11 protein-coding genes are annotated in these 13,106 nt (G+C 45.4%); all 11 read right to left on the reverse strand.

Going from position 1 to position 13,106, the window contains the following annotated elements:
• Positions 1 to 86 precede the first annotated feature (86 nt).
• Entirely contained in the window at positions 87 to 1,832 is a 1,746-nt protein-coding gene (locus AB3R30_RS06040; RefSeq protein ID WP_458648253.1) for an eCIS core domain-containing protein, read from the reverse strand.
• Positions 1,833 to 1,946: 114 nt separating this feature from the next.
• Positions 1,947 to 2,342: a DUF4280 domain-containing protein gene (locus tag AB3R30_RS06045; RefSeq protein ID WP_458648254.1), complete on the reverse strand. Its 396-nt coding sequence runs from the start codon at positions 2,340 to 2,342 to the stop codon at positions 1,947 to 1,949.
• Between the two features lie 39 nt (positions 2,343 to 2,381).
• Positions 2,382 to 4,319 carry a VgrG-related protein gene (locus AB3R30_RS06050; protein WP_458648255.1) on the reverse strand — a complete coding sequence of 646 codons (1,938 nt, stop codon included), beginning with the start codon at positions 4,317 to 4,319 and terminating at the stop codon, positions 2,382 to 2,384.
• A gap of 3 nt (positions 4,320 to 4,322) precedes the next feature.
• Positions 4,323 to 4,847, reverse strand: a complete 525-nt coding sequence (locus tag AB3R30_RS06055; protein WP_458648256.1) for a CIS tube protein — start codon at positions 4,845 to 4,847, stop codon at positions 4,323 to 4,325.
• Between the two features lie 31 nt (positions 4,848 to 4,878).
• The gene (locus AB3R30_RS06060; protein ID WP_458648257.1) at positions 4,879 to 11,007 is read right to left on the reverse strand and encodes a hypothetical protein; all 6,129 of its coding nucleotides are present in this window, start codon (positions 11,005 to 11,007) and stop codon (positions 4,879 to 4,881) included.
• 2 nt (positions 11,008 to 11,009) lie between these two features.
• Complete coding sequence (locus AB3R30_RS06065) at positions 11,010 to 11,534, reverse strand: phage tail protein (RefSeq protein ID WP_458648258.1); 525 nt, start codon at positions 11,532 to 11,534, stop codon at positions 11,010 to 11,012.
• Complete coding sequence (locus tag AB3R30_RS06070; RefSeq protein ID WP_458648259.1) at positions 11,534 to 11,710, reverse strand: hypothetical protein; 177 nt, start codon at positions 11,708 to 11,710, stop codon at positions 11,534 to 11,536. Before AB3R30_RS06070 ends, AB3R30_RS06065 begins: the two co-directional genes overlap by 1 nt.
• 15 nt (positions 11,711 to 11,725) lie before the next feature.
• The gene (locus AB3R30_RS06075) at positions 11,726 to 11,878 is read right to left on the reverse strand and encodes a DUF6760 family protein (protein WP_458648296.1); all 153 of its coding nucleotides are present in this window, start codon (positions 11,876 to 11,878) and stop codon (positions 11,726 to 11,728) included.
• Positions 11,872 to 12,237: a phage tail assembly protein gene (locus AB3R30_RS06080; protein ID WP_458648297.1), complete on the reverse strand. Its 366-nt coding sequence runs from the start codon at positions 12,235 to 12,237 to the stop codon at positions 11,872 to 11,874. The genes AB3R30_RS06075 and AB3R30_RS06080 overlap by 7 nt, the downstream gene beginning before the upstream one ends.
• 26 nt (positions 12,238 to 12,263) lie before the next feature.
• Positions 12,264 to 12,557 carry a hypothetical protein gene (locus AB3R30_RS06085; protein ID WP_458648260.1) on the reverse strand — a complete coding sequence of 98 codons (294 nt, stop codon included), beginning with the start codon at positions 12,555 to 12,557 and terminating at the stop codon, positions 12,264 to 12,266.
• Entirely contained in the window at positions 12,547 to 13,059 is a 513-nt protein-coding gene (locus AB3R30_RS06090; protein ID WP_458648261.1) for a phage tail protein, read from the reverse strand. Before AB3R30_RS06090 ends, AB3R30_RS06085 begins: the two co-directional genes overlap by 11 nt.
• Positions 13,060 to 13,106 lie beyond the last annotated feature (47 nt).

Below are 13,106 nucleotides of genomic sequence, written 5' to 3' on the forward strand. Positions count from 1 at the left end.
GATTAAAGTCATAGGATTAAAGTCATAGGATTAAAGTCATAGGATTAAAGTCATAGGATTAAAGTCATAGGATTAAAGTCATAGGATTAAAGATCCGCTTCTCCGGCGACATCTACAAGCTGTACCGTTTTGCGGCGGTCTTCCCCAGCAAAGGCGATCGCCTCTGCACAACTCCCACAATCTTTCACTTTAATCACTTGGGCAGGTTCGTAATCCGATCCTGCAAATGCAATTTTCACCGCTTGCAATCGCTGTCGCCATGTCGCTTCTGCGGCAACTTGCGGGTTACCGCCCAAAAATTGAATCTGCGTTGGATCAACCACAATATCCTGACCTGAGATATTTACCACAACGACAAAGTGATTCGCTACTTTCGTAGCATCTGAAGTAGCAAATGCCAACAGCCCTTTCACATACACGTCTTTAAATATTGCTTTTAACATCGGCTCCAGCGCTTCTACTGAAGTGATGCAAGCACCTGCCCCTTGACCTGCCCATTTTAAATATTCTGGATGAGTTCCCAACCAGTTGATAAAGGAGGCTGGATCGGTTTTCACCGCTTCTGATACTTCGTTGTCTCGAGCTTTAGTCGAGAATCCTCCCTTATTCGCTAAACTCTTAGTCACGTACATACGCTCATTTTGCACGTGTACACGTAGCGCGTAGGTGCCTTCTTTGCGCTTTTCAGCAATGTCGCCCAGAGCCAAATAGGTATCGATCTCAACCATTAAATTATCTAGCAGATGTCTTGTATCTTGTAATTCTTCTGGAGTCATTGCACCATTTGATTTGATACCCAGACGATCTCTGGGTGCGTCTTGATGATAATCAGCGAGTGCGCGATCGACCGCTTTCACTCGTTTCCGTGAACCGCTCCCTTTGCTATCCGAAGCTGTTTTGTACTGATCGACAGTGATGCCTAATGCTCGTTGGACGGTGATGTTTGGGAGTGATAAGGCTGTGGACGCTGACCTTTGATGCACAAATTCTCGTTGGGATCGCTGTACTGTGCCCCCATTCTGCTGCACCACATGAGTCAACTCGTGGGCAATCAACTCCTGTCCTCCGTGATTTTCCGGTTGATAGGCTCCTTGGCGAAAGAAGATATCTTGTCCGGTGGTAAAGGCTTTAGCGTGAATAGAACGGTTGAGTTTATCGGATTGGGCATCGGTGTGAACCTTGACCCCGCTAAAATCCACGTTGCCAAAGGCTTGTTCTAAGGGCTGACGAATGGTGTCTGTGAGGGCTTGTCCACTACCCCGCGATTGTTGAATCGCGCTTTCTAATTCTGTAGTTGCGGGAAGTGCTGCTTCACTTGCCTGTCGTTGCAGCATGGGTGACTTTTGAAGCTCTTCGTCTTCCTCCAGCATCGTTTCTCGTTGAAGACCATCGGGTTTCATTTGCAGTTTGTCTTCGTCGGGCAGTTCCACTCGCTGGATCTGGTCTGCCAAAGGTTTCATCTGAAGTTCCTCTTCTTCGGGCACAGTTTCCCGTTGAACTGATTGTTCTAGCTGAGATCGCTCCACATCCGGTGCATTAATCCGCTGCACCACTTGTTGAGCGACGCGATCGGCTTCTTGCTCGTACTTGTCGCCCGGTGCGCCGATGGTGAGCTTGGGTTGAATGATTGCTGTCTTGGAGGCTGCAATTTTGGAGAAACTGTGACCAAAACGCTGTGCGGTTTCGATTTGAGTTTGCAGATCAGGAGTTTCTTGCTGGCTAGTTTCAGGTTGAGGTTGAACAGCAAAGGGACGCGATCGCACTTGACTTTGAACTGGGGTTAAAGCGGACTGTTGCGGAACCTTTTTTTGAGCGTGCGATCGCAGACCCATAGCCCAAACTCCAGCGTTACTAGCAAAAAATAATTCTGCCGATATTCTCGCGCATCAGAGGAATTTTCACAAATCAAAAATTGTGAAGGCGTTGGTTATCACACTTTTTATTGGTTAATTGACGTTCACCGTGAATTGCGCTGGAGCCGTTATTTTGATCACGCCGCCCCAAGCACAGTTGCAGATGGCAGTGTTGGGCAACGCTGGAAAGATACCGATTTTTGTTTTCATCGCTCCTGGTGACCAAGGGGCAACAGTTACCGGGACACAAGGCATGGGTGTTAGCACCCCCAAAGCGGCGGTTGTGGCAGCGGCAACCGTGGGATTTGCGATCGAGGTACACATGCCAAAAGGGAGAATATTCGCGATCGGCACAAAATCCATGATACTGGCAGCCAACAAACCATTCACCAACACTGGAGTTCCTTTTGGAATAACAATCAGCGTACTAGGCGCAACTCCAAAGGGGATGCATTGTAGCGTGGCACCCATGCAGGTTTGTAGTGGCATCAACTTTTTCCTCACTCAAAACTCAAAACTCAAAACCTTCTAACCTAAATTGATGATCGGTGCATTCACAGCCACCATGGTATCGCCCTTCACAGTTGTGGTCACCCCTTTTACCGTCGTCATGCCGCCATTCGCAGTTACATTAATGCCTGCGGGACCCAAATCTACCGTGCTGGTCGCTGTTTTGAGAGTTGCATTGGTCATGGAAAGCTCTAGACTGTTCGCCCCAACTTTGAGGGTGATAGACTGTGGAGCCGTTATTTCTATTTGGCTGGTGCCGCTAATAGTGATTTTACGGGCGGTGTCATCTAGCTTGCAAGAATGTCCTCCACTGGTTTTAATGTCGATTTTTTTATTTTGATCATCCAGCAGAACTTGGTGTCCGCCATTGGTTTTAATGTCGATTTTTTTATCGCTATCGTTTATGTGCAATTTATGTCCATAAACCGTATCTAAATAAATTCCTTTCTTGCTGGCATCTTTGTCTTCTTCCACAAATTGCAGAGTGTGTCCGGTGCGAGTTTTAATGGTTCGCAAGCGCACTTTGCCACCGACTATCGAATTATCTACTGTGGTGGGCGGTGCATCTTTGCCATTCCAAACGCCGCCAATCACAAATGGACGATGGATATCGCCATGCTCAAAGCCCACTAGCACTTCATCGTTGACCTCTGGCAAACAATCAAAGCCGCGATTGCTACCCGCACCGATCGCCACGATTCTTGCCCACTCGCTTTCATGATCCTCCGTCAGGGTGGGAAACTTAACTCGCACCCTACCCCATTTTTTCGGATCTTTGTTATTGGAGACGATGCCCACTAACATCGTTTGTCCCGGCTGAAGACGGGTTTGCGGCACCATCAGCGTCAGCAGATCACCATCTCGCAGCCCCCGAACGCTAAATTCCGTCACATACACCCGCTGCTGCAATACATGGCGCGTTTCGGTGACGTAATACTTGCCGCTATATTTGCCCATCTCAGTCAATTGAACCACTTTACCGGGTCGAATCGCTGGGGTGCCTTCGGCTTTAGCATCTGCCTGCACAAACTCGCCAGACAGTTCGTTATAAAGTGACTGGGCGATCGCGTCTGATTCCTGGCTAGATGAGATCGGTTGATTCACCACAATCATCTTAGGCGTGGCGCTAAACTTTGTGCTAACTGTTTTACCTTTGCCATAGTCAGTAGAGGTGATCACTTGAGTTGTTTGAGCCGATTTAGTTGAGATAATTGCCTGCTTTGCTTGATAATTCCAGCCGCGTACTTCCACTGAATCAACCTGTTCAGCGCTGCTGACCCGCACCTGAAAACTGGTAATATCCGTTAGCCACTGAAGGTTAAGCGAATCGCCTGCGATCGGCTTACGAAAGTTAAGTTTGCCATCTTGTACAAATAGCTCAAATCCGTTTCGAGCCGCCCGTTCGCGCAGAAATTCCATGTTCGTTTGGTTTTCCTGAAAGACATAGCCAACCGGATCGCCAAACCCATAGGGTCCACCTGTATCATCCACCGTGCCAGCCGCAATCCCTGCTTCGCCGATAATCTGATTCACAATATCGGAATCTTTCATATTTTGAAAGGAACGGTTGAAGCGCCCTCGATGTAAACGATGGCTCACGTCATACCCCCGAATCACAACGGGAGCCTGGGATTCGGGGCTAAAGTGCGCCTCGATCGCCGTGATCTCTCCCTTCAACAAAATTCCCGTTTTGACATCATCAAAAGCCGCATTTTCAGTGGTGCTGGCAGTGAACCCAATTTCAACTGATTTACCCATTTCAAATGTGGAGTCATACAGCCAAAGACTTTCACCACTACGAGCAGAGGCATAATCGTTGCGAATCACGAGCGTAAACATGCCTGGTAAGTGCAAGCTTTCTTCCACAGAAAGTTGCAAAATATCTTCCATTAAACTTGCGGAGACAGGTTGCCCATCAATTTTCAAAGTGAGTGTGGATGCATAGGTTCCGGGCATGGGTTAACCTCCTTTACGACTACTGCGATTATCTCCTGAGCGATTGACCGTAGCAGGGGTGCCCATTCCCGGTTGAGAAGTCGATTCATCAATTTCTTCTAGTTCTAAATCGACCTTTGCTCGAACGGGCGTGCCATCGGGCAAAAACATCGTCAATGTGTAGGTAAATTCCACCACAAAACATCGAATAAATTGATGACTGCCCCAAGTGAAAACATAGGTCGGTGGACGTTTCTCTTTCCCTTCGCCACTTTCCGCAAAGTTCACGGCTTTTTCAAACTGCTGGAGGTTAGGCAAAATACTTTTACCACCACCTTCTTCATAAGAATCCAACATCAAGTCATGAATGCTTAATGTGCAAGGATCAGGATAAGCAAAGTTCACTTTTGGCAATCCTCTTCCGGTACGGGCACCGCTATTTTTCGTGAGATTAATCCGTTGCCGAAACGCTAGCTGAGTGGGGTTGAACATAAATTCAATCGTGCCCCCACCGTCTGTAGAAACTAGTTTTGCTTTGACCAATGACATGTTTTTACTCTTTTACTTTTTACTTTTTAATCTACCAAGGTAGCCGTCCGCTGTAATCGCGTCCATGTCGTTCTTGCTCGATTCTCATGCGCTGGCGGAGGCGATCGTAAATCGCTTGGGCTAAGGTTTCCAGGTAATCAACATCATCAAAGTCTTCATCTTGAAACTCGTCGCCCTGTCGTCTAATTGTTGACGAGGGTTGTCGGGTAACGCGCACGGGTGTTGAGGATTCTGAAAATTTTGCTTGAATCATAGAGTTCATGCTAGATGAAGGCTTTTGAGATGGCGCAGTCTTAGTCAATGAAAGTCGTCGAGTGGGGGTTGTTTGTCCTTGAACCAGTTCATTCAATGTTGACCACTGGCGGGAAATGCGATCGCTAGACAGGGATGCCACTTTGACAGGCTCCGGCTTATGATTTAGCACCGATTGATCAATCTGTGATTCGGCAGAAATATTGGCTATTGAAATTGCAGGAATCAAGGGACGATTGGGCGTGTCCGTTGCCTGAATCGGTTGTACCTGAATCGGTTGTACTTGAATTGGTTGTGGCTGAAGTGGCTGTGATTGAAGCGATTTCGTCTGAACTGTAGTGTCGATTCTGTCTGATGATTGGGGCTGAGTCAGCGATCGCAACACCGTCAAATTTTGCAGCACTTGAGGTAACTGCGGCATAGAGTCTGGCTGATTAGTCTCTGTTGCCGAGCTATCTAGGGTTGTGTTTAAAGGTTCTAGAGATGCTGAAGATCTCTGAATGGATGTTTCAGAGCTAGACGATACGATATCAAAAGGATGTGGCAATGAATGAGGCGCTATTACATTTGAAGTTGTGATATCGAGTGGTTGCGATCGCCCATCCTGCGATCGCTCAGAATTAAACTGCTCAAAATTCACTTGCTGGTTGAGTAGCAAAGTCGCTGAAACGTCGTTATTTGAGCGTACTGGATTCTGGGCGATCGCGGTGTCATCGACAGAACGATTATCAACAGACCGTTGAATTTCTTCAGTAGATAAGTCGATCTCAATCGCCTGTGCTGGATTCTGGGCGATCTCGGTGTCATCGACAGAATGATTATCGATAGAACGTTGAATTTCTTCAGTAGATGAGTCGATCTCAATCGCTTCAGTTTTCTGTAATGAATTAACGCTCAGACGGCTAGCATCGCGGCTAGATTGTCGTTGAATCTGCAAATCAGCTTTCTGCAAATCAGCTTTCGACCCTTCAAGGGTAGTTGCCTTTTGCACAGACAGTTGAACACCTAACTCTGCTGGAATAGTTGTTGGCAACTCATCGCTAACATTTGACTGAGTTGATCTGGCAGAATCAATTTGAACAAGACTGTCGCGTTTTAGATCAAGCACCTGATCAATACTAGACTCTGAAGTGATTGGAGGCGTAGCGGCTTGATTTGTAAATGATAAATCGCTTTGTTCTACGCTTGTGAAATCTGATTGTGGAATCGACAATTCACTGGTTTTCGCTGGGGTGAATTGAGGCTGCGTAGGTGAAGCGATCGCGGTATTCTCTGAAATGGGCGATCGCTGAATAATCGACTCTACTTCTGTTTGTTTATCATCTACTTGAAGCGGTAAACGTTGTATGTTTTGTTGAAACTGTTCTTCTGTAATTGATATAGATTCTGCTTGTTGATTTTCCCGCTGAATAGTTTCCTCTGGGCTATTAAAGGCTATTTCTGCCTGTTGAATTCCTCCCTGCGACTGTTCTTCTATAATTGATGGTAATTTTACTTGTTGATATCCTCGTTCAATAGTCTCCTCTGGACTATTGAAGGCTATTTCTGCCTGTTGAATTGTTTGCTCAGTCTCCTCTTTCAACATTAATGCTGGTTCTAATTGCAGTTTAGTTTGAGTCGTATTCGACGCTTGGAAAGAATGGTCTTGAGAAAATTGTGATAAAGTCTCACTTGCTGAATTAGTTTCTAACTTAACTACCGATTCTCTTGCAACTAAATCTGCTGTGATTAAATCAGTATTTTGGGTTAAAGATAGTTCTGGCGATCGCTGAATAGGTTCAATAACTGGCTCTTCAAAAACCTCTGTTTGCTCAGTAGAGGTTTGAGGTATTGCAGTATCGGACGGCAAAATTGATTCGCTAACATCAACAGACTGTTTAGGAAGGCTTCCCATTGCCTGGAGTGAATCTTTTGATATTGCCGAGACATCAATTGTTGAAGGGGCTATATCAACTGCCTCTAAAGAAGATGAAGTATCTGAGGAAATCGAAATAGGCTCTATCTCCTCTAAAGAAGATGAAGTATCTGAAGAAGCCGAAATAGTTTCGGTTGTTGCCGATTCTGTTGATTTTACCCAATCATGTGAAACCGATAATATTGAGTTCTCTAATTGAGGTTGTAGTGCTGGTTCGGTTTTTACATAATTCTCTGAGATAATTTCAAGCGGGTTGAATTGAGTATTGGATGCACTGATAAACTCCTGAGCAAGTTCGACTGTTTCAGTTTGGATAACGCCTGTCTCTTGAATAATGGGCGGGTTTTTGCGAACTGATAAACCAGGGTTTGCCTGAACAGATGTTAAATCGGTATGAACAGATGTTAAATCGGTAGATGATGGTTGCTCGATTGGGGTTTCAGGGAAGTTTTGACTCGTTGCGCGATCGCTAATTTCAGTAGAATCTTCTGAAGAATTGGGGTTTGCCTGAACAGATGTTAAATCGGTAGATGATGGTTGCTTAATTGGGGTTTCAGGAAAGTTTTGATTCGTTGCGCGATCGCTAACCTCAGTCGATTCTGTCGAAGTAGCGGGTTGGCTAACCCCTATTTCAGGTGTTTTTTGAATAGTCTCGTTGTTGTCAAGTTGCAATTCTTGAACGGTTGAATCTGATGGCGCGATCGCTCTTTCAGAAATTACTTTTTCAGTCGATGCTTGGGCTTGTTCAAAGCTACTTTGACTGCGTTCAACTTCTCGGCTAGTGAAATCATCTACTGTCCTTAATAATTGCTGAGAATCGCTTGTAGATATTTCAGGGCGTTGGTTAGAAACATAATTATGATTGCGTTGATTTAATTCGACATCAGGCAATGTATTAAAAGCTTGAGCGATATTGCTATCTTGAGAATTAGTGTTCTCACTAGATGCTTTTAGTTGAAGTAATTTTGCCTGATCTTCCAAGGAAGTTTGTAATGAAATATCAGGATTGGCGGCTTCAGAATTTGCAGTTTCAGTTGATAAGTCTATCGCTCTAGAAACGGCTGAGTTCGCTTGCTGATCCTCTTTAGTGACAACAGGAGCGATCGCTTCGTTTGCATCCGGCAACGTTTCAGCTATCGCCTCAGTTGAGAACGACACCTCCTCGCTCGAAGGCTGCTCTGTAGTCGATGAAAATCCATCGATAGCTGCAATCATTTCACGCTGTGGTTGTAGTATAGGCTCTCCAACGGTTTCTAATGCTGGCTGTGTAGTTGGTTCAGCAAGCGTATTTGATGACAATGAAGAGGTTGAGTTGGCAACGGGTTGATCTAGAGAATCTAATGAGAGTTGAGTATCTATTGATGAGTTTACAAGTTCTGCGGATGAGAAATCTTGAGTTGCGGCTTGGAGAGAAATAGTGGGTTCTGAAGGCGATCGCGCACTGGTTTCAATTACCTCCAATATCTCAAAAGAAGGCGATGGTATAGCATCAGGTCGCCCGATTTCCTCGACACCGTTTTCCACTAACTGCGGCTGTATCATCGGTGCATTTTCTGCTTGTTGAAAATTAGATAATGCTGATTCTGATGACTGACTAGATTCTGTTGGAGTAGATGTAAATATTGTAGATGATTGATTTGCAGAAGTATTGCTCAAATCATTTGGATACATTTGAGCCGTTGTTGAAGAGTTTGAGTTCTCAGTACTAATTAAATCTAAGGAAGGCTGAGTAGCTTCTGTGTTTTTGATTGATTGGAGATCAGATTCAGGTGCGATTTCTCTAGGAAGTCCTGTGGAAAGCTTCGCTAACGTTTCGCGAATCGCAGGTTCTTGAGCAGTTTGAACGGTTGGCGCTTCGTTGGATATAGCGAATGGCTCGACGGCTGGCGCAATCACTGATTCTAGAGTTTGACCTAGAGAACTATCAGTTTCTATACGTTCCTTTTTTTGTATTGCATCAGCGAGTTTTGATTCAATCTCTGGTGTTTCTACTATCTGTGCTTGTGCTGAAATAGGCAATTGCTGTAGAACTGATTCATTGCTCTCAAGTTGGCTTTGCGATGATGTTGCAACAATCGAATCTAGCGGTAATGGGGATGCGATCGCGTTGGAAGTAGACTGCTGAACTGAATTTTCTGAATGGGTCAATACTTGATCATTGGGTAAATCGTTTGCAGCGATCGCCTTTGGCTGGATGATTTCATTCTCCATATTTGCCGCGATTGTTTTTAGCTGAACAATCTCGCTTGCTATTGGAGTCGTTACATCGACAGAAGGTTCGGCAGATGTCGTTAGAACTTCGTGATTAATGCTGAAATCTTGAATGGACAGACTATCATTGCTAGAAGTTATCTGTTCCGAATTAAATGGTTCTAATCCTAAGTTAGCCTGTTCTATAATTTCGCCACTCTCAACTGGCTGAGCAGAATCTAAAGATGTTGCAGATGATGAGAGCGATCGCGCAGGTTGAATAACTACTTCAGATGCAATTGTTGAAGTATCAGAAATTGATGGAGCAGGCGCTATTTCCGAAGTTCTAAAGTTTTGCGATCGCTCAGCCTGGATGATAGATTGAGAACTCTTTAGATTGATATCATCAGTGAACTTTGGCTGATTATTTGCACGAATATCTGTTTGCTGTATTGATGCGCTATTAGGTTCTAAACTACCAGGTTCTAAATTGCTAAACTCTAGGTTATTAAGTTCTAAGTTGTTAGACTGACTAGATAACTGCTGAGGCTGAATTGATAGATTAGAAGATTGCTTAAAACTTACTTCTTGCGGTCGCTGTTTTGTTGAATTAGAATTTTGTGAAGCCTGAAGAGTTTCTACCTGATTTTCATCCAAGGAAAATAGCTGTATAGTATCGCTAAGAGTTGCCTGATATTCAGGTTCAACATTATATTCTAACTCATTCGTTTGATTGGTTAGTTTTTGAGGCTGACTGAGTGCTTCAGTTGCGTTTTCAGAAGGCAAAACAGAGGTTTTATCGTGCGATCGCTGAATGTCAGGTTCAGCAATTTGTAAGGGCTGAATACTATCTTTTATCTGGTTTATCTCAGGGAAAGAGGGTTGATTTTTTTCATCGGAACTCAACTGATGTATCGTTTCAGGAGCAAGATCTAATTCGCTCGATTGATTAGATATTGACTGAAGCTGAGTTGATGATTCAGAGATGTTTTCAGCAGATGAAGTAGAGATTTTATCTGTTGATAATTGAATTTTATCTGATGAAACTCGTAAAGGTTGGCTATCAGGTTGAGATTCTTTTACTTGGCTTGCTTCAGAAGAGGATAGCTGATTTTTTTCATCAGAATTCGACTGTTGGACTGGTTCAGCAGCAAGATCTAGTTCGTTTGATTGTTTGGATATCGGTTGAAGCTGGATCGATGACTCAGAAACGACTTCAGAAGATGGAACAGTGATTTCATCGTGCGATCGCTGAATATCTGGTTCAGAAGCAGACTGTTGAGTTTCAGAAGGTAGCGGCGATCGCTGTAACGAAGTTGATGTCACTTCCTCTACCGTTAAACTGAGTTCAGAAGACGGCGATCGCTGCCCCTGCATTTCTCTTTGCGGCACTCCATCAGTTCTCAACAGTTGATTTTTAAGGGATGTCGAACTTGTTGATGTTGCTGGCAATGGTTGTGATTGAATGGTGCCTTGGGCTTGTTGATCTTCGCTGTTTCCAGGGTTTCCAGGAACAAAAGCAGGAGCTATATCAGAAGTTGAGAAAAATGGAGAATCTTGAAAAGGGCTGTCTAAAAAATCGCGTTGGATGCGATCGCTTTGAAAAATGGAAGCATCTAAAACGGATAGTGATTGGGCACCTAAAGGCACTAAAAATCGTTGATTGAGTCCCAGCGATCGCGCAGGCAGCAGCGGATTTTTCAGCCCCAAAGGTTCCTCGGCTGGTAAGTCCAAATCGGGGCGATTCCCATCAGGGATCTGCTTTGCAGAATCGCGAATCGGTGGCGTGTCGGAATCAGACATAGTTATTCACTACCAAAGTAGCCATTCTGACGACCGCTGAGAGCCGAAGCTGATGCTGTGCCTGACTTCGCCACTTTCATGCCTTCGTAGATCAGCGTTAACTCTTCGATCGCCACATTGGTCGAGTCTGCTGCCAAAGCAGGAGCTTTCCAACCCACAGGCACCGCTCCGATCAGCGTCCAGCACTGCATCGTTTCTCCAGCCTGATTGAACAGAACGATGTTGACATTGCGCCGCTCGATCGCTTTTTGCGAGTCTGTTTTCATCACCTGGCTTGCCCAATTCCAAAAGACGAGATCATCTGTCATGCCGCGTTTCAGCGTCACTTCCGAAAAGTCGGGTTGCCCTAATAAGATGCGCTTCTGGTCATTCACACCGCCCTCATGGAATGCTTCATAGTTAACCGTGACTCCCAAACCTTCGCATTCTGTAAACGATGCGGAAACGGTAGAGGTTTCTAACCCGACATAAAAGCGATTGCCTGTGATGTAGTTAAGTCCAAAGGATTCAGTGCTGTTGGCTACCATTAGAAGCGCCTCCCATAGCCATAGTTGCGTTCACGCTGTCGTTGTAAATCGTCTCGCAGTAATTCATACACGCGATCGCTCAATTTTTCCATCAGTGTCGGATCGCGCAAGATTCGTTTTAGCACTTTGGGCGGCAAGCGGTCAGGATTGATCGGTTGAGCAGAATCAAGATTCATAGCGTTGCTGTAGTATTACGACAGTTGCTGCCGAAGTTTGCCAATCTCTGTAACCCAACGACGGCGATCGCCATGTTCCAGAACCAAAATCTCCTCTAACGACCAGTGAAACTCAAACGCAATACAGGCTACCTCCTCATAAAGCTGAGCCGAGGGGTAGCCTACAATTCCCCCGCTAGCGACAACTCCGCTTTAAACGAAGTACTACAGGTTGGGCAACGCACCGGAATTTCCGCTGTTTCCTGTTGATTAATCCGATTGTAAAACTCCCGCAGATAACCCAAGTCATTTGTAAATAAATTCTCTAGAAGCTCCAGCGTGACAGGCGATCGCTGCCCCAATTGAGTAATCACTCGCGAAAACATAATCAGCGATCCATAGGCTTCACTGTCTTGAGCGCGCCGATCTTTCTGCACTGCAATTTCATCTTTTGCGGTGGCAAGTCGCATGATGCCGTGTCGATGCACCGTTCCGTCTGCGTCAATCAATCCCTTGGGGAGCGTAAAGTTAAATTCTGTCGCTGTCACCAACGTTCCCTGCCTCCATAACCAAGTTAAGGTATTTCCAATTCATTAATTTGGCGATAAAACTTTTGCAAGTAGCTGAGATCGCAGGCAAACAAACCCTCCACAACGATGGGGGATACTTCTTCCAAGGCTCCTAATTTTGTGATCACCCGCGACAAAATAATCACGGTGGCATAGGCAGGATTTGACTTTACCCGTGGATCACGCAGGGGCACAATCTCATCGATCGCCCGCGACAGCCGCATCACGCCCTTGCGGTGCAAATTACCCTCTGCATCCAGGTAGCCCTTCGGTAGCTCAAACTCAAAATCAACTTGCATTGGTGGTAGTGGGTGACACCCGTTTCAATTCTTCGATCGCAACTTCAATTTCTTCAATTTCATGCTCACTTCCAGCGGCACTCACATCCGAGATCTTATAGCACACAGGCCAAGCACCCTTAAACTCAAAGCGAAATTGCTCCTCTGCTGCCTGATTGTAAAGCACAAGCGCACCGTTGCGCCGTTGCGTTGCCCAACCGCTGTTTTGCACCGACTGCACCCAATTCCACAAGGTTGTTGAACAGGTTAACCCGCGCCGCAAAGTCAAGTTTGTATAAGTTGCATTACCCGGAACTTTGGTGCGAATAACGCGCCCTTTGGTATTGCCGCTTTTTCCCCATAATTGCGGCGTGACCTCGGAGATTTCTATGGTGTCCTGTGCGGTTTGAAAGCCGCTACATTCCATAAAATATCCGTCCACTGAATCTTTGCTGCCATCCAGCTTAAGCTCCAGATAGAAACGTGAACTGGTCAAAATTTCAGGAAACTCTAGCTCTGGCACCGTAAAAAACCTTTGAATAAAATTTCCCACTGGGGGACGGGTTTAGC

Source organism: Sivoneniella epilithica UHCC 1019 (assembly GCF_040830845.1).
GTDB lineage: Bacteria > Cyanobacteriota > Cyanobacteriia > Leptolyngbyales > Leptolyngbyaceae > ULC077BIN1.

Coding starts and splice junctions, on each gene's coding strand:
- AB3R30_RS06070 (WP_458648259.1), bottom strand. CDS start 11,710: ATGAATCTTGATTCTGCTCAACCGATCAATCCTGACCGCTTGCCGCCC.
- AB3R30_RS06060 (WP_458648257.1), bottom strand. CDS start 11,007: ATGTCTGATTCCGACACGCCACCGATTCGCGATTCTGCAAAGCAGATC.
- AB3R30_RS06055 (WP_458648256.1), bottom strand. CDS start 4,847: ATGTCATTGGTCAAAGCAAAACTAGTTTCTACAGACGGTGGGGGCACG.
- AB3R30_RS06085 (WP_458648260.1), bottom strand. CDS start 12,557: ATGCAAGTTGATTTTGAGTTTGAGCTACCGAAGGGCTACCTGGATGCA.
- AB3R30_RS06045 (WP_458648254.1), bottom strand. CDS start 2,342: ATGCCACTACAAACCTGCATGGGTGCCACGCTACAATGCATCCCCTTT.
- AB3R30_RS06040 (WP_458648253.1), bottom strand. CDS start 1,832: ATGGGTCTGCGATCGCACGCTCAAAAAAAGGTTCCGCAACAGTCCGCT.
- AB3R30_RS06065 (WP_458648258.1), bottom strand. CDS start 11,534: ATGGTAGCCAACAGCACTGAATCCTTTGGACTTAACTACATCACAGGC.
- AB3R30_RS06050 (WP_458648255.1), bottom strand. CDS start 4,319: ATGCCCGGAACCTATGCATCCACACTCACTTTGAAAATTGATGGGCAA.